At 70.9% G+C, this 15,959-nt stretch carries 16 protein-coding genes; 8 read left to right on the plus strand and 8 right to left on the minus strand.

Features of this window, described 5'->3' with window-relative positions; translation table 11 throughout:
- Window positions 1-523: 523 nt before the first annotated feature.
- A complete protein-coding gene (locus ABZ896_RS47745) occupies window positions 524-1,327 on the minus strand; it encodes an enoyl-CoA hydratase-related protein (RefSeq protein WP_360943977.1) in 804 nt (267 codons plus the stop codon).
- A gap of 209 nt (window positions 1,328-1,536) precedes the next feature.
- Here ABZ896_RS47745 and ABZ896_RS47750 point away from each other — a divergent pair, with 209 nt between their 5' ends.
- On the plus strand, window positions 1,537-2,190 hold the full coding sequence (locus ABZ896_RS47750) for a hypothetical protein (RefSeq protein WP_360943980.1): 654 nt from the start codon (window positions 1,537-1,539) through the stop codon (window positions 2,188-2,190).
- Between the two features lie 4 nt (window positions 2,191-2,194).
- Here the strand turns inward: ABZ896_RS47750 and ABZ896_RS47755 are convergent, their stop codons facing one another.
- Window positions 2,195-3,301 (minus strand): adenylate/guanylate cyclase domain-containing protein, encoded by a 1,107-nt coding sequence (locus ABZ896_RS47755; protein ID WP_360943983.1) that lies wholly within the window; start codon window positions 3,299-3,301, stop codon window positions 2,195-2,197.
- A gap of 176 nt (window positions 3,302-3,477) precedes the next feature.
- Window positions 3,478-4,338, minus strand: a complete 861-nt coding sequence (locus ABZ896_RS47760; protein ID WP_360943986.1) for a biotin--[acetyl-CoA-carboxylase] ligase — start codon at window positions 4,336-4,338, stop codon at window positions 3,478-3,480.
- 111 nt (window positions 4,339-4,449) lie between these two features.
- Between ABZ896_RS47760 and ABZ896_RS47765 the strand changes: the two genes are divergently transcribed.
- From ABZ896_RS47765 to ABZ896_RS47780, 4 genes are all read left to right on the plus strand, one after another.
- Complete coding sequence (locus ABZ896_RS47765; protein ID WP_360943989.1) at window positions 4,450-6,045, plus strand: acyl-CoA carboxylase subunit beta; 1,596 nt, start codon at window positions 4,450-4,452, stop codon at window positions 6,043-6,045.
- Window positions 6,046-6,055: 10 nt separating this feature from the next.
- Window positions 6,056-6,262: an acyl-CoA carboxylase subunit epsilon gene (locus ABZ896_RS47770; protein ID WP_360943992.1), complete on the plus strand. Its 207-nt coding sequence runs from the start codon at window positions 6,056-6,058 to the stop codon at window positions 6,260-6,262.
- Window positions 6,263-6,370: 108 nt separating this feature from the next.
- On the plus strand, window positions 6,371-6,499 hold the full coding sequence (locus ABZ896_RS47775) for a hypothetical protein (protein ID WP_360943995.1): 129 nt from the start codon (window positions 6,371-6,373) through the stop codon (window positions 6,497-6,499).
- Window positions 6,500-6,503: 4 nt separating this feature from the next.
- The gene (locus tag ABZ896_RS47780; RefSeq protein WP_360943998.1) at window positions 6,504-7,124 is read left to right on the plus strand and encodes a nucleoside triphosphate pyrophosphatase; all 621 of its coding nucleotides are present in this window, start codon (window positions 6,504-6,506) and stop codon (window positions 7,122-7,124) included.
- On the opposite strand, the gene ABZ896_RS47785 is transcribed toward ABZ896_RS47780, so the two are convergent.
- Entirely contained in the window at window positions 7,093-7,596 is a 504-nt protein-coding gene (locus tag ABZ896_RS47785; RefSeq protein ID WP_360944001.1) for a hypothetical protein, read from the minus strand. The genes ABZ896_RS47780 and ABZ896_RS47785 overlap by 32 nt on opposite strands.
- Before the next feature lie 364 nt (window positions 7,597-7,960).
- Between ABZ896_RS47785 and ABZ896_RS47790 the strand changes: the two genes are divergently transcribed.
- Entirely contained in the window at window positions 7,961-9,733 is a 1,773-nt protein-coding gene (locus tag ABZ896_RS47790) for a biotin carboxylase N-terminal domain-containing protein (protein ID WP_360944004.1), read from the plus strand.
- A 103-nt stretch (window positions 9,734-9,836) separates the two neighbouring features.
- Here the strand turns inward: ABZ896_RS47790 and ABZ896_RS47795 are convergent, their stop codons facing one another.
- The 4 genes from ABZ896_RS47795 to ABZ896_RS47810 all read right to left on the minus strand — a co-directional run bounded on the left by ABZ896_RS47795 (window position 9,837) and on the right by ABZ896_RS47810 (window position 14,362).
- The gene (locus ABZ896_RS47795) at window positions 9,837-10,535 is read right to left on the minus strand and encodes a hypothetical protein (RefSeq protein WP_360944007.1); all 699 of its coding nucleotides are present in this window, start codon (window positions 10,533-10,535) and stop codon (window positions 9,837-9,839) included.
- Between the two features lie 138 nt (window positions 10,536-10,673).
- Window positions 10,674-11,663: a helix-turn-helix transcriptional regulator gene (locus ABZ896_RS47800; RefSeq protein WP_360944010.1), complete on the minus strand. Its 990-nt coding sequence runs from the start codon at window positions 11,661-11,663 to the stop codon at window positions 10,674-10,676.
- Between the two features lie 118 nt (window positions 11,664-11,781).
- Window positions 11,782-12,747 carry a DeoR/GlpR family DNA-binding transcription regulator gene (locus ABZ896_RS47805; protein ID WP_360944013.1) on the minus strand — a complete coding sequence of 322 codons (966 nt, stop codon included), beginning with the start codon at window positions 12,745-12,747 and terminating at the stop codon, window positions 11,782-11,784.
- A 166-nt stretch (window positions 12,748-12,913) separates the two neighbouring features.
- Window positions 12,914-14,362 carry an NAD(P)H-quinone dehydrogenase gene (locus tag ABZ896_RS47810; protein WP_360944016.1) on the minus strand — a complete coding sequence of 483 codons (1,449 nt, stop codon included), beginning with the start codon at window positions 14,360-14,362 and terminating at the stop codon, window positions 12,914-12,916.
- Window positions 14,363-14,457: 95 nt separating this feature from the next.
- Between ABZ896_RS47810 and ABZ896_RS47815 the strand changes: the two genes are divergently transcribed.
- Together ABZ896_RS47815 and ABZ896_RS47820 are read left to right on the plus strand one after the other, a co-directional pair.
- Entirely contained in the window at window positions 14,458-14,895 is a 438-nt protein-coding gene (locus tag ABZ896_RS47815) for a gamma-glutamylcyclotransferase (RefSeq protein WP_360944018.1), read from the plus strand.
- A 94-nt stretch (window positions 14,896-14,989) separates the two neighbouring features.
- Window positions 14,990-15,814 (plus strand): purine-nucleoside phosphorylase, encoded by an 825-nt coding sequence (locus ABZ896_RS47820; RefSeq protein WP_360944021.1) that lies wholly within the window; start codon window positions 14,990-14,992, stop codon window positions 15,812-15,814.
- The last annotated feature ends 145 nt before the right edge of the window (window positions 15,815-15,959 follow it).

Genomic DNA, 15,959 nt, shown 5'->3' on the forward strand with positions numbered 1-15,959 from the left:
GGTCGCGGAGTGGGGCATCACTAGCGCAAGCAGTTCAACCGGCCCGTCGGCGGGTTCCAGGCGCTCAAGCACCGGCTCGCCCAGCTGTGGCTGGAGGTCGTCAACCTCCGGGCCGGGCGGTTCTCTCTTCTACGGCAGTACTGGATAACGGACGCCGGCCGCTGCGGGCGGACACCCCCCGCCCCCGACCCCTCACCGCCGTACGCGGCCGACAGCCCGTGGGGGTGCGCGAGCGCTTTCAACGGCGCGTGGGGGCTGACGCTCAGACCACCCAAGGCGTGTGGGAACGGACGCTCAGACCAACCCGCCCAGGGCGCGTGGCGGCTGACGCTGAGACCAACCCACGGCGCGTGGGGGCCGACGCTCAGACCAACCCACCTAGGGGCGCGGGGAACTGCGCGACCAGCCCCCACCGGGCCGCACCCGCCCAAGCGCCGCAGGCACCCGCGGGGAACTGCGCGACCAGCCCCCACTCACCCGCACCCGCCCCACAACCTGACGCGGCACCCCACTAGGCACCCCCCTACTCCCCCGGCCAAACCGGCGCCCGGCGCTCGTTGAACGCCGCCACCCCCTCCGCCCGGTCTCCCGAGAACGCCACCGATCGCCATGCCGCGTCCTCCACCTCCAGGCCCGCCCGGAGGTCCAGCCCGTGCCCCAGTCGTAGCGCCCGCTTCGCCGCGCGCAGTCCCACCGGGGAGTTCGCCGCGATCCGTGCCGCCAACGCCAGCGCCTCCTCCCGGTCCCGGCCCGCATCCACCAGGACATCCAGCAGGCCCAACTCCGCCGCCTCCCCCGCCTCCACCCGCCGCGCCGTGAAGATCAGTTCCGCCGCCCTCGCCGCGCCCACCCGCCGGGGCAGCAGCTGCGTCCCGCCACCCCCGGGGATCACGCCCACCGATACCTCCGGCAACCCCACCACCGCCGTTCGGTCGGCGACGATCAGGTCGCAGGAGAGGGCCAGTTCGAAACCGCCGCCCAGTGCGAAACCGTGGACCGCCGCGACCGTCGGGACGGGTAGTTCCAGCACCCCCGTGTACGCCCCCCGGGCCACCGGGCGCTGTCGCAGCAGATCCGCGTCGGTGAAGGAGTTCCGTTCCTTCAGGTCCGCCCCTACGCAGAACGCCCGTTCATGCGTGGAGGTGAGGACGACCACCCGTACCTCCCCGTCACCCCCCAGCGCCGCACAGGCCGTGGCGATCGACCGTGCCATCTCCGTCGACACCGCGTTCATCGCCTTGGGGCGGTCGAGGGCCAGCTCGGCCACGTGACCGCCGTCCCCGTGCCGCCGCACCAGCACGAACTCCCCGAACCGCTCCTCGCCCACGACACCCTCCCGAATTAACGCCCGTTAACAACAACCGCTCGACCGGATCATCCCAGCCCACCGCGCCCCGCGAAAGGTTCCCGCCGACCCGCCCGACACCCCGTTCGAGTGACATCCCGCCCAAGTCCTCCCCCACCGCCCAGGGGAGCGCATAACGTGCGCCCCGCCGCAGCGCGCAGGGGGCGCGGGCACACAGGGGAGGGACCGCCATGACGACGACCATGACGACGGCCATCACTACAGGGCCGCCGCACACCGAGAGCGACGACCACCGCTTCTTCGCCCCGCGCGGGCGTCATCGCAAGCCCCGCCCCCGCAAGGTCCTGTTCGTGGCGGGCGGTCTGGCCCTGGCCGCCGGCGCCCTGAGCCTCGTACGCCTGGCACCGGATTCGACGATCGGTGCGTTCGGTACGACCGAGACGGACCCCCAGGACCCCCAGACGCACCCGGACACCGACGCGGACCGTGCGACGAACGCCGCGGCGACCGTGGCGACGTTCCCCCTGGCCGGTCCGTCGGCGACCACCACCATGGGCGCCGCGTCACCCACCGCGCTCCCCACCGCCAGCCCGGCCGCGGCGGCCCCCACCACGATCCCGCAGGCACCGAACGCCCCGGCGGCCACGCGACCGACCACGGTCACCGGCGCCACCATCGCACCGCAGACACCCGCGCCCGCGCCCGCCTCCACCGCGGCCCCGCAGCAGCCCGCCCAGCCCTCCACCAGCCGCACCACACCCCCGCCGGAAGCCCCGGCCGCACCCGCCCCACAGCCCACCCACACCGCAGAGCAGCCCACACCGAGCGACCCCGGTCTGTGCGTCCCGATCATCGGCCTGTGCGTGAACACGCTGGCGCGCTGAACCGCTACACGTCCCCGGCCCGGCGCGTCAGCAGCCAAGGCTCCACGACCCCGAGTCCGCGCACCGGCCGTTGCCACATCGGCTGTAGCGCGAAGCGGTACGTCGGCGGGTCCTCGCCCTCCTTCTCGGCGGTCGCCGCGGCCTCGGCCGCCTCCGCCTCGGAGGCCGGTGCCTCGCCGGTGCGGATCAGCTCCTGCGCGAAGTCGCTGTCGACGAGGACGGCGTCCCGGGGAGCTATCGAGGTGAGCCGGGAGGCGAGGTTGACGGTCGTACCGAAGACGTCGCCCATCCGCGTGGTCACCGTGCCGAAGGCGATGCCGACCCGCAGCTCCGGCATGGTCTCGTCGTTCGCCATGGTCTCGATGAGCCGCAGCGCGATCTCCGCGGCGACCCCGGCGTCGTCGGCGGAGTACAGCACCTCGTCGCCGAGTGTCTTGACCAGGCGCCCGCCGTGCGCGGCCACGAGGTCGGCCGCGGTGGTCTCGAAGGCCTCGACGAGTTCGCCGAGTTCCTCCTCCTCCATACGGCGGGTCAGGCGGGTGAAGCCGACCAGGTCCGCGAAGCCGACGGCCAGGCGCCGGTCGACCATCTCCTCGTCGTCGGCGGCCTGCACGACCCGCCCCGCGGACGCGGCGAGCTGGCGGCGCCAGACGTAGACGAGGAACTCCTCCAGCTCGGGCAGGAGCAGCTCGACGATCGGGTACGTCACCTCGGTGCGCGTCATCCCGGGTTCCGGGGGCTCGGTGAGGCCCTCCAGGAAGGAGTCGATCTGCCACTCGGCGAGCCGGGCCGTGGTCTGCCCGGTGGAGCGGGCCACCTGCACGGCCATCGCCTCGCTGAGCAGGCCCGCCTCGACGAGACCGGAGAGCCGGCGCAGGGCCAGGACGTCCGCCTCGGTCAGCGCCTTGGCCTGGCCGATGTCTGCGAAGCCCATGGCCCGCCAGAAACGGGTGGCCAGTTCCACGGAGACACCGGCGCTGCGGGCCGCCTGAAAGGGGGTGTAGCGGCGCTCGGCACCGAGGATCAGGTGTTCGAGACGCAGGGCGAGCGGGTCCTCGCCGGAGTCGGCGGCGTCCGCGCCCTCGCCGGAGCCCGTGTCGTCGACGGTCACGCCTGCTGCCCTTCCGATCTGCTGCGGTCAGGTATCGACCGGCCTCAACTGTACGGCAGGTGTGCGCCAGCTCACGTCTTTAGGTAAGACCAAGAAGGGGTGCCTGATGTCTGCCGTCGCCTGCGGGCCGGTGGGGGCGGATCGCGCAGTTCCCCGCGCCCCTGACTTGCGCACCTCTACGCGAGTCGCAAGTGCACGATGTCTCCCGCGCCCACCGGGGCCTGCACTCCGTCCTCCGTTGCGATCACCAGACGCCCGTCCCCGTCGATCGCCACCGCTTCTCCTACGATCGAACGGTCGCCCGGCAACTCCGCCCGTACCGTCCGTCCCAGCGTCGCGCAACCCGCCGCGTATGTCTCCTGCAAGCCGCTCACCGTGGGGTCGCCCTCCGCCGCGCGCCAGCGGGCGTACCAGTCCTCCAGGGAGCGCAGGACGCCTCGCAGCAGCGGGTCGCGGTCCGTGCTCACCGCTCCGGCCAGGGCGAGGGACCCGGCGGTCGGTACCGGCAGCTCGTCCTCCTTCAAGGTGACGTTGATGCCGACGCCGACGACGACCCCGCCCTCACCTGCACGTTCCGCCAGGATCCCGCCGGTCTTGCGCTCCTCGCCGCCGACGGTCACGAGGAGGTCGTTGGGCCACTTGAGGGCCGTGTCGACGCCGGCCGCCCGGGAGAGTCCCGTCGCCACGGCGACGCCGGTGAGCAGCGGGAGCCAGCCCCAGCGGGCCACCGGCACGTCGTCCGGGGTCAGCAGGACGGAGAAGAACAGCCCGGAGCGGGCGGGCGCCGTCCACTGCCGGTCCAGCCGCCCCCGCCCGGACGTCTGCTCCTCGGCGACGAGAACGGTCCCCTCCGACGCCTCGCCCTTGGCCGCGAGGGCGACCAGATCACTGTTGGTGGACCCGGTGCGCTGCACGACCTCCACGCCCCGCCACAGCCCCCCGTCCCGCACCAGCCCCCGGCGCAGGGCGACCACATTCAGCGGCGGCCGCTCCAGATCGGACCAACGGCTGCCCTCAGAACCATCTCGCGACGTCATGCAAGCCACCCTAGGTGTGTGAAACGCCGCACTGCTGTTTAGTAGGCCCACCACTACTCTACGGATGAGTAACCGTCCCCCCTTTTGAGCAGGCAGGGAGCCGCGATCCCGATGTCCGAGGCGGAAGAGACCGACATCCACACCACCGCGGGCAAGCTCGCGGATCTGCAGCGTCGTATTGACGAGGCGACGCACGCGGGCTCCGAACGTGCCGTGGAGAAGCAGCACGCCAAGGGCAAGCTGACGGCCCGTGAGCGGATCGAGCTGCTGCTCGACGAGGACTCGTTCGTCGAGCTCGACGAGTTCGCACGGCACCGGTCCACCAACTTCGGCCTGGAGAACAACCGCCCCTACGGGGACGGTGTCGTCACCGGGTACGGCACCGTCGACGGCCGTCCGGTCGCCGTCTTCTCCCAGGACTTCACCGTCTTCGGCGGCGCGCTGGGCGAGGTCTACGGCCAGAAGATCGTCAAGGTCATGGACTTCGCGCTGAAGACCGGCTGTCCGGTCATCGGCATCAACGACTCGGGCGGTGCGCGGATCCAGGAGGGTGTCGCCTCGCTCGGCGCGTACGGTGAGATCTTCCGCCGTAACACCCATGCGAGCGGTGTCATCCCGCAGATCTCCCTGGTCGTCGGGCCCTGCGCCGGTGGCGCCGTGTACTCCCCGGCCATCACCGACTTCACCGTCATGGTCGACCAGACCTCGCACATGTTCATCACCGGCCCGGACGTCATCAAGACGGTCACCGGTGAGGACGTCGGCTTCGAGGAGCTGGGCGGGGCCCGGACCCACAACTCCGTGTCCGGCGTGGCGCATCACATGGCCGGGGACGAGAAGGACGCCATCGAGTACGTCAAGCAGCTGCTGTCGTACCTGCCGTCCAACAACCTCTCCGAGCCGCCGGTCTTCCCGGAGGAGGCGGACCTCGCGCTCACCGACGAGGACCGCGAGCTGGACACGCTGGTGCCGGACAGCGCGAACCAGCCGTACGACATGCACACGGTGATCGAACACGTCCTGGACGACGCCGAGTTCTTCGAGACGCAGCCGCTGTTCGCGCCCAACATCCTCACCGGGTACGGGCGGGTGGAGGGGCGCCCGGTCGGGATCGTCGCCAACCAGCCGATGCAGTTCGCCGGTTGCCTCGACATCACGGCGTCGGAGAAGGCCGCGCGCTTCGTGCGGACCTGCGACGCCTTCAACATCCCCGTCCTGACCTTCGTCGACGTCCCCGGCTTCCTGCCCGGCGTCGACCAGGAGCACGACGGCATCATCCGCCGCGGCGCCAAGCTGATCTACGCCTACGCCGAGGCGACCGTCCCGCTCATCACCGTCATCACCCGCAAGGCCTTCGGCGGCGCCTACGACGTCATGGGCTCCAAGCACCTCGGCGCGGACATCAACCTCGCCTGGCCGACCGCCCAGATCGCCGTCATGGGGGCCCAGGGCGCGGTCAACATCCTGCACCGCCGCACCCTCGCGGAGGCCGAGGCCAACGGCGAGGATCTGGAAGCGGTGCGCGCCCGCCTGATCCGGGAGTACGAGGACACCCTCCTCAACCCCTACGTCGCGGCCGAACGCGGCTACATCGACTCGGTGATCATGCCCTCCGACACCCGCCGCCACGTCGTACGGGGCCTGCGCCAGCTCCGCACCAAGCGCGAGTCCCTCCCGCCCAAGAAGCACGGCAACATCCCCCTCTAAGGAGAGCGCTGTGAACATCAAGGTCGTACGGGGCAACCCCACCCCGGAGGAACTGGCCGCCGCCCTGGCGGTGGTAAGAGCCCGCGCAGCGGCGGCAGCGACAATGCCGGGCGCCGAAGAGCCGCGGGACGGGTGGTCGGACCCGTCAAGGATCGCAACCCACCGCCTCCCCCAGCCTGGGCCCACGGCATGGACCCGAACATATTGGCCGGGGTAAGCCGAAACCTTAGGGGCGCGGGGAACCGCGCACCTAGCCACAACTGAGGGCGCCATTTGAGTACCCGTACTCAGGCGCCCTCCACCGGCCAAGCCCCACGCTGGTGGCATGTTGTGGTCCGACCCCGAGAACGAGCCGCCGAAAGAACTGCGCGACATGCAGAACATGCTTCGGCGGCTGAGCCTCTTCCTCGCCCTGGCCATGGTGCTCGCCATGATTGTGGCCGGACTACGCTGACCGCATGACCGATCAGCCGCGCCGCCGCCTCATCCTCGCCTCCCAGTCCCCCGCCCGGCTGGGCCTGCTGCGGCAGGCCGGTCTCACCCCCGAGGTCATCGTCAGCGGCGTGGACGAGGACGCCGTCACCGCCCCCACCCCCGCCGACCTGGCCCTCGCCCTCGCGGAGGCCAAGGCCTCGGTCGTCGCCGCACTGCCGGAGGCGACCCGCGCCCTGGTGATCGGCTGCGACTCGGTCCTCGACCTGGACGGCCAGGCGCTCGGCAAGCCCGCCGACGCCGAGGAGGCGACCGCCCGCTGGAAGGCGATGCGCGGACGCGCGGGGACCCTCCAGACCGGACACTGCGTCTACGACACCACGAGCGGCCGGTACGTCTCCGCCGTCGCCTCGACGGTCGTCCGCTTCGGCGATCCCACCGACGAGGAGGTGGCCACGTACGTCGCCTCCGGCGAACCCCTCCACGTCGCCGGGGCGTTCACCCTGGACGGCCGCTCGGCGCCGTTCATCGAGGGCATCGACGGCGACCACGGCAACGTGATCGGCATCAGCCTGCCCCTCGTACGCCGGCTGCTGGCCGAACTGGGCGTCGGGATCACGGAGTTGTGGGCGCCGGCGGAGGCGTGAGCGGCGAACCGCCGGTGCCGTCCGGGCTCGTGGGGTCTTCGGGCCCCTTCGCGTCCTCGGGGCCGGAGGCGACCGGGCCCCGGCGGCCGTCGTAGGTCACCAGCAGCAGCACGATCAGCGCGAGCATCACGATCATGAAGGCGAACTGCGGCCGGCCGATCATCGCCCAGGCGACCGCGCCGAGCAGGCCGTGCACCACGGCGGCGCTGATCAGCAGGACCCGGCCGAGCCCTGCGGGCTGACGGTCGCGTACCGCCACGAGCACGGCGACCAGGCCGCACAGCGCGAAGTAGAGGCCGAAGACGATCCCGCCGATCTTCGAGGACAGGGACATCGCGTCCGGGTCCAGACCGGCCAGGGACATGTTCTGGGCGTCGACGAGATTGCCCAGGGTCCAGTTCAGCACGGCGACGCCGAGCGCCTCGACGAAGAGCACGACCGCCACGATCCACGCCACCGGCCTGCGTATCACCGGTCCCCACCCACTCTCGAGCCAAGCACTTGTCACTCGACGTACGTTCGATACACCGCGAACGCTACTAACGGGTAAACCGCGGGACAAGGGTTCTACGGACGGCAAAGAATCATTGGGCCGTTCGTAGGGTCTCCACAAAGAAACGGAGTGGCACGCAGCACGCTCTCACAGAGACCTTGACCACAGGGGAAGGCTAGGGTTTTCGGGAGGAGTCCTGCGTACCGAGGTGCGACAAGGGATTTCGCGGGTCGAGCAAGCCTCGTATCACGCTCCGTGTGGGCAAGCTCACCACAGGGGACGGGTCGAAGAGCCGTGTCGGCTGTCCCTAAACTCGGCTTGTTTCAAGGAGGGAGCCTCAATCGTGCGCAAGGTGCTCATCGCCAACCGTGGCGAAATCGCTGTCCGCGTGGCCCGGGCCTGCCGGGATGCCGGCATCGCGAGCGTGGCCGTGTACGCCGACCCGGACCGGGACGCTCTGCATGTCCGCGCCGCGGATGAGGCGTTCGCCCTGGGCGGTGACACCCCGGCCGGCAGCTATCTGGACATCGAGAAGGTCCTGAACGCCGCGCGCGAGTCGGGCGCGGACGCCATCCACCCGGGCTACGGCTTCCTCTCGGAGAACGCCGACTTCGCCCAGGCGGTCCTGGACGCGGGCCTGATCTGGATCGGCCCGCCCCCGCAGGCCATCCGCGACCTCGGCGACAAGGTCGCGGCGAGGCACATCGCCCAGCGCGCCGGCGCCCCACTGGTCGCGGGCACCCCCGACCCGGTCTCCGGTGCGGACGAGGTCGTGGCCTTCGCCGAGGAGAACGGCCTGCCGATCGCCATCAAGGCCGCGTTCGGCGGTGGCGGGCGCGGTCTGAAGGTCGCCCGCACCCTCGAAGAGGTCCCCGAGCTGTACGAGTCCGCGGTGCGCGAGGCGGTGGCCGCCTTCGGCCGCGGCGAGTGCTTCGTGGAGCGCTACCTGGACCGTCCGCGGCACGTGGAGACGCAGTGCCTGGCCGACAAGCACGGCAACGTCGTCGTCGTGTCGACGCGTGACTGCTCGCTCCAGCGCCGCCACCAGAAGCTGGTCGAGGAGGCCCCGGCACCGTTCCTCTCCGACGAGCAGGTCGCCGAGCTGTACCGCGCCTCCAAGGCCATCCTCAAGGAGGCCTCCTACGAGGGCGCCGGCACCTGCGAGTTCCTCGTCGGCCAGGACGGCACGATCTCCTTCCTGGAGGTCAACACCCGTCTCCAGGTCGAGCACCCGGTCACCGAAGAGGTCGCCGGCATCGACCTGGTGCGCGAGATGTTCCGCATCGCCGACGGCGAGGAACTCGGCTACGGCGACCCCGAACTGCGCGGCCACTCCTTCGAGTTCCGCATCAACGGCGAGGACCCGGGCCGCAACTTCCTCCCGGCCCCCGGCACGGTCACCAAGTTCGAGGCGCCCTCCGGCCCGGGCGTGCGCCTGGACGCGGGCGTCGAGTCCGGATCGGTCATCGGCCCGGCCTGGGACTCGCTCCTCGCCAAGCTGATCGTCACCGGCGCCACCCGCGAGCAGGCGCTCCAGCGCGCCGCCCGCGCCCTGGAGGAGTTCCAGGTCGAGGGCATGGCCACGGCGATCCCCTTCCACCGCGCGGTCGTCAAGGACCCGGCGTTCGCACCGGAGTTGACCGGCTCCAGCGACCCGTTCACGGTCCACACCCGCTGGATCGAGACCGAGTTCGTCAACGAGATCAAGCCCTTCGCCGCTCCGGCCGCCCCGGAGACCGAGGAGGACGGCGACCGCGAGACGATCGTCGTCGAGGTCGGCGGCAAGCGCCTGGAGGTCTCCCTGCCGTCCTCGCTGGGCATGTCCCTGGCCCGCACCGGCCTCGCCGCGGGCGCCAAGCCCAAGCGCCGGGCGGCCAAGAAGTCCGGCCCGGTCGCCTCCGGCGACACCCTCGCCTCCCCGATGCAGGGCACGATCGTCAAGATCGCGGTCGAGGAGGGCCAGGAGGTCAAGGAGGGCGACCTGATCGTCGTACTCGAAGCGATGAAGATGGAACAGCCCCTGAACGCGCACCGGTCCGGCACGATCAAGGGCCTGTCTGCCGAGGTCGGCGCGTCCGTCACCTCCGGCGCCGCGATCTGCGAGATCAAGGACTGAGCAGCCGTACGACAGCTGCCGTACGGCAGATCGAGGCGCCCCCTCGGACCGGAGCAGTCGGTCCGAGGGGGCGCCTCGTTTCCCCGTCCCCCGTGACGGTGGTCTAGGCGGTCCGTGTCCAGCCGGTGCCGTGGCGGGTGAAGGTGAGGCCCGCGTAGCCGCAGCCGATGGCCAGCATCAGGAAGGACGCGGCGGTCAGGGGGGCGAGGCCGGTGAGGTAGGCGGCCGCGTTGATCGGCATGGACAGGATCAGCAGCCAGGCGGCCCAGGCCGGGATCGCGCGGCCCCGCAGCAGGGCGACGCCGAGCAGGATCGCGCCGACGACATGGGCGACGACGAAGTAGAGGATCGGTCCGCCGACCACGGGGAGGCCGTTGACGCCGTCCGCCATGCGCACCACGTCCTCCTGGCGCACGCCCTTGGCGTAGGCGCCGAGCGCGACCGTGTCCAGGGACGGGGTGGTGCCGATCGCGACCAGGCCGGTACCGAAGAGTGCCGCGCCCCACAGGCCGAGCCTGGGTGAGCGGGCGGTGGCGAGCAGGCCGACGGCGACGATCCCCGGCAGGAACAGGACCGTGCCGACCGTCCACAGCCAGGCGGCGAGTTCCGTGACTCCCTGGTGCGCCGCGATGTCCCGGGCGATCTCCTTGCTGGAGCCATTTGTGTCGTACGGGATCAGGAGGTTGGCCACGGCGAACAGCACCGGCGCGAGCGTGACCGCGACGGCGGCGAGCAGCCGGGCGGTACCGGTCCCGGCCGGGGTGACGTCGGTGGCGGGCGTACGGGAAGGCGTGGTCGTCATGGCAGTCCCCCTCGGCGGCCGCCCCGTGCGGAGCGCCTACCGACAGTGAACCGAAGCGTCACGCCCGGTGACCATCCGTCAATTCTGACGGGGTCGCGACATAACGTGTCGCCCGCGCGGCCTGTGACGCCCTCGGCGTCAGTCGGTGAGGAGCCCCAGGTCACGCCCCCGGCGCAGGAGAGCCGCGGTGTGGCCGGCCTCCAGCTTGCGGTGCAGGGCGGCGATGTAGCCGCGTACGGTCGTCGGGGCGAGGCCCATCCTGCGGGCGGCCTCCGTCGCCGTACGGCCTTCGTGGAGCTGTTGGAGCGTGCGGTGCTCCTGCTCGGTGATGCCGAAGAGGCGGGCGACGGCACGGGCACGGGAGAGGTCGCGCAGCACGAGCAGCGCGGGCAGACCGGGGGCTGCCGGCAGGTGTCGTACGTCGATGTGGCGGGCGGTGAAGGAGAGCCGGCCGGTGAGACGGGGGTCGTCGCGCAGCGCGGCCAGCAGTTCCACGGCGACGGCGTTGAGGGGACGGACCCGGCCGCCGTCGTCGACGCTCGCGACTCCGCAGCCGTGGCCGCCGGCGAGGCGCAGGGCGGCGAGGGACAGCGCGATCAGCCGCTGCCGCTCGGCCAACCGCCGCTCCAACGCGGCCAGTTGGTGCTGGGCGAGGGCGAGCAGGTCCCGCTCCCGCGCGGTGAAGTCGGTGTCCGAGCGGACCAGGGCGTACCCCTCGACGACGGCCGCGCTGTCCGAGCCGACCGTGGCGACGAGGTGGTGGCGCAGGCCGAAGGGGCGGAAGTCGAGGTTGTAGCAGTGGGTGCGCCGCCACTGCCGCTCCCCGGCGACATCGCTGACACGCCAGGCGCCGGGAGCGGGGGAGCTGAGCATGAGGTCGGTGAGCGGATGGTCCAGGGGATGGTCGTAGATCACCATCGGGTCGGCATGAAAGGAGTCGGCGGGCAGATTGACAACAGCGACCCCGGCCCCGTTCAGCGGCAACCGATACCGCTGAGCGGCATCAGCGGGCACCAGCCCCAACACCCCTTCAAGCGCCCGCTCCCACAACTCCTCAACCCGCTCGACACCTTCCAGCTCCCGCCCAAGCTCCAGGACCCGACAGGCATCGGCCCCGCTGATCTCCACACACACTCCCGACGCTGCTCTCCGCGAGAGGGGTAGGTTCAACTCCCTTAGGGGCGCGGGGAACTGCGCGACCAGCCACGACGGACCCGCAGCCGACAACGCGCCCCTTACCGGCAGATCACCGACGGCGCATGTCCGCCACGCGGGCCCGCTCCGCCCCCGGCGTCGGCTCACCGAGAACCGTCGCGGTCCGAAGCCCGGAGGGCCCCGGCCCCTGCCCCCGCCGAGGCCCCGGCAGGGCCACGTCCCGACGCTCACGCTCCTGCCGCCGCGCCGGGACCTGATCACCCCCCGGCGCCCCAGACGCACCGGCCACGGCGATCTGCACCCCCTGGTCGGCGAGCGCCTGCAACTCCGTACCGGCCCGGTCGTCGTGGACCGGCGGCTCGTCGGTCACTAGCCGGGTGATCACATCCGTGGGCACCGTCTGGAACATCGTGTCGGTGCCGAGCTTGGTGTGGTCGGCGAGGACCACGACCTCCGCGGCGGCCTGCACCAGCGCCCGGTCGACGGACGCCGACAGCATGTTGGACGTGGAGAGCCCGCGCTCGGCGGTGAGCCCGCTCCCGGAGAGGAAGGCCTTGGAGACCCGCAGCCCCTGGAGGGACTGCTCGGCCCCACTGCCGACGAGGGCGTAATTCGACCCACGCAGGGTGCCACCGGTCATGACGACCTCCACCCGGTTCGCGTGGGCCAGCGCCTGGGCGACCAGAAGGGAGTTGGTGACGACGGTCAGTCCGGGAACCCGCGCGAGCCGGCGAGCCAGCTCCTGCGTGGTGGTCCCGGCCCCGACGACGATGGCCTCACCCTCCTCCACAAGTCCCGCGGCGAGATCGGCGATGGCCGTCTTCTCGGCGGTCGCGAGATGCGATTTCTGCGGAAAGCCGGACTCCCGCGTAAACCCGCCCGGCAATACCGCACCGCCGTGCCGGCGGTCGAGGAGTCCTTCTGCCTCCAGTGCGCGCACGTCCCGCCGTACGGTCACTTCGGAGGTCTGGACGACGCGGGCGAGCTCACGGAGCGATACAGCCCCGTTGGCTCGCACCATTTCGAGGATCAATTGGCGACGTTCTGCAGCGAACACGAAACTGACAGTAACGCCAACGACCGTCTGCTTTCAGCAGTTTGCACCTAATTACAGATGTTGTTCGCACAGGAGGGCGGGGAGTGGTATAGAGCCCATTCCCGACGCCTATGCCGCCCGCATGGGCGACAACTCCCTGTGACCAGCCAGGAATCGCTTTCGGCCGTCAGGCTCCGCCGGTCTCCTTGCGTGTGTGCAACTGTCGTGCCACCTCGGCGATCGAGCCCGAAAGGGACGGGTAGACGGTGAACGCGTTCGCGATCTGTTCGACCGTCAGATTGTTGTCGACCGCGATCGAGATCGGATGGATCAGTTCCGAGGCGCGCGGCGCGACGACGACACCGCCGACCACGATCCCGGTCCCGGGCCGGCAGAAGATCTTGACGAAGCCGTCGCGGATGCCCTGCATCTTGGCACGCGGGTTGCGCAGCAGCGGAAGCTTCACGACCCGGGCGTCGATCTTGCCGCCGTCCACGTCGGACTGGGAGTAGCCGACGGTGGCGATCTCGGGGTCGGTGAACACATTGGACGAGACGGTCTTCAGGTTCAGCGGGGCCACCGCGTCGCCGAGGAAGTGGTACATGGCGATACGCCCCTGCATGGCGGCGACGGAGGCCAGCGCGAAGACCCCGGTCACGTCACCGGCGGCATACACACCCGGAGCCGTCGTCCTGGACACCTTGTCGGTCCAGATGTGCCCGGACTCGCGCACCTTGACCCCGGCCTCCTCAAGCCCCATCCCCTCGCTGTTGGGGATGGCGCCGACGGCCATCAGACAGTGCGAGCCGGTGATGACCCGCCCGTCGGCCAGCGTGACCTCGACCCGGTCCCCGACCCGCTTGGCGGACTGGGCACGGGAGCGCGCCATGACGTTCATGCCACGACGCCGGAACACGTCCTCCAGTACGGCGGCCGCATCGGGGTCCTCCCCGGGCAGCACCCGGTCCCGGGACGACACGAGCGTCACCTTGGACCCGAGCGCCTGATAGGCCCCGGCGAACTCGGCACCGGTCACACCCGACCCGACCACGATGAGCTCTTCCGGCAACTCGGTGAGGTCGTAGACCTGGGTCCAGTTGAGGATCCGCTCCCCGTCGGGCTGAGCGTCGGGCACCTCACGGGGATGCCCGCCGGTGGCGATAAGCACCGCATCCGCGACGAGCGTCTCCTCACTCCCGTCCGCAGCCCGCACCACAACCTTGCGCGACCCGTCGAGAGCCTGCATGCCCTCCAGCCGCCCGCGCCCCCGCATGACCCGGGCACCGGCCCGCGTCACGGACGCCGTGATGTCATGCGACTGAGCAAGCGCGAGCCGCTTGACACGCCGATTGACCTTCCCCAGGTCGACCCCCACCACCCGGGCGGCCTGCTCCAGGGGCGGGGTGTCATCGGCGACGATGATCCCCAGCTCTTCATACGACGAATCAAAGGTCGTCATGACCTCAGCCGTAGCGATAAGGGTCTTCGACGGCACGCAGTCGGTCAGCACCGACGCTCCGCCCAGACCGTCGCAGTCGACGACGGTCACCTCCGCGCCGAGCTGCGCGGCCACCAGCGCCGCCTCATAGCCGCCGGGTCCGCCACCGATGATCACGATCCGAGTCACGTACTCCATTGTCCCGCACGCTTCAAGGTGCTACCGCCCGGCCCCCACGAGAGCCACCCGTGAGACGGAAGTGACGGATGTTCGACCTGCCGTACCCTCTCTGCATGTCGCTCTACGCCGCCTACGCCGGCAATCTCGACGCGCGCCTGATGACCCGCCGTGCCCCGCACTCGCCGATGCGCGCCACGGGCTGGCTGAACGGCTGGCGGCTGACCTTCGGCGGCGAGCACATGGGCTGGGAGGGCGCCCTGGCCACGCTGGTCGAGGACCCCGTGTCCCAGGTCTTCGTGGCGCTCTACGACATCGCCCCGCACGACGAGGACTCGATGGACCGCTGGGAGGGCGTGGGCCTGGACATCTACCGCCGCACACGCATGCGGGTCCACACCCTGGAGGGCGAGGAACACGCCTGGACGTACGTCCTGAACGGCTACGAGGGCGGCCTGCCCTCGGCCCGCTACCTGGGCGAGCTGGCGGACGCGGCGGAATCGGCGGGCGCCCCGCACGACTACGTGATGGAACTACGCAAACGCCCCTGCTGAGGGAATCCTTCGTTGGAAACGACAAGACAACGATCCCCCTCCCGTTGGCTCTGTCATCTACGCGCGTAGGCCCGAACCGGCTAGGCTCACCCGCGTGAACGCATCTCTTCTTCCGGACGACATCCAGGGCGACCCCCACGCGGCCGCCGACGCCGCCGCAGCACGCCTGCGCGAACTGACCGGCGCCGAGACCCACGACGTCGCCCTCGTGATGGGCTCCGGCTGGGCACCGGCCGTCGACGCCCTGGGCGCCCCCGACGCCGAGCTCCAGGTCACCGACCTGCCCGGCTTCCCGCCCCCGGCGGTCGAGGGGCACGGCGGCAAGATCCGCTCGTACACGATCGGCGAGAAGCGGGCCCTGGTCTTCCTCGGCCGCACGCACTACTACGAGGGCCGCGGGGTGGCCGCGGTCGCCCACGGCGTCCGCACCGCCGTCGCCGCCGGCAGCAAGACGATCGTCCTCACCAACGGCTGCGGGGGGCTCCGCGAGAGCATGCGCCCCGGCCAGCCGGTCCTGATCAGCGACCACATCAACCTCACGGCCACCTCCCCCATCATCGGCGCGAACTTCGTCGACCTCACCGACCTCTACTCCCCGCGCCTGCGCGCCCTCTGCAAGGAGATCGACCCCACCCTGGAAGAAGGCGTCTACGCCCAGTTCACAGGCCCCCACTACGAAACTCCGGCCGAGATCCGCATGGCCCGCGTCATCGGAGCGGACCTGGTGGGCATGTCGACAGTCCTGGAAGCGATCGCTGCGCGCGAGGCAGGCGCGGAGGTCCTGGGCATCTCCCTGGTCACGAACCTCGCGGCCGGAATGACAGGCGAGCCCCTGAACCACGAGGAGGTCCTCCAGGCGGGCCGTGATTCGGCAACGCGGATGGGTTCCTTGCTGACGCAGGTTCTGGGCAGGCTTTAGATCGCGATACGGGGTGCCGAGTTCGGTGGAATGGCGGGTACGGCCCGGTGGGGGCTGGTCGCGCAGTTCCCCGCGCCCCTAAAAGCACTCACCTGCACCCGCGTACGGCGGTGAGGGGACGGGGGCGGGGGGTGTCCGCCCGCAG

The sequence above is a fragment of the Streptomyces sp. NPDC047072 genome (genome assembly GCF_040643855.1).
Lineage (GTDB): Bacteria > Actinomycetota > Actinomycetes > Streptomycetales > Streptomycetaceae > Streptomyces.

Coding starts and splice junctions, on each gene's coding strand:
- ABZ896_RS47750 (WP_360943980.1), top strand. CDS start 1,537: ATGACGACGACCATGACGACGGCCATCACTACAGGGCCGCCGCACACC.
- ABZ896_RS47760 (WP_360943986.1), bottom strand. CDS start 4,338: ATGACGTCGCGAGATGGTTCTGAGGGCAGCCGTTGGTCCGATCTGGAG.
- ABZ896_RS47765 (WP_360943989.1), top strand. CDS start 4,450: ATGTCCGAGGCGGAAGAGACCGACATCCACACCACCGCGGGCAAGCTC.
- ABZ896_RS47775 (WP_360943995.1), top strand. CDS start 6,371: ATGTTGTGGTCCGACCCCGAGAACGAGCCGCCGAAAGAACTGCGCGAC.
- ABZ896_RS47780 (WP_360943998.1), top strand. CDS start 6,504: ATGACCGATCAGCCGCGCCGCCGCCTCATCCTCGCCTCCCAGTCCCCC.
- ABZ896_RS47795 (WP_360944007.1), bottom strand. CDS start 10,535: ATGACGACCACGCCTTCCCGTACGCCCGCCACCGACGTCACCCCGGCC.
- ABZ896_RS47810 (WP_360944016.1), bottom strand. CDS start 14,362: ATGGAGTACGTGACTCGGATCGTGATCATCGGTGGCGGACCCGGCGGC.
- ABZ896_RS47815 (WP_360944018.1), top strand. CDS start 14,458: ATGTCGCTCTACGCCGCCTACGCCGGCAATCTCGACGCGCGCCTGATG.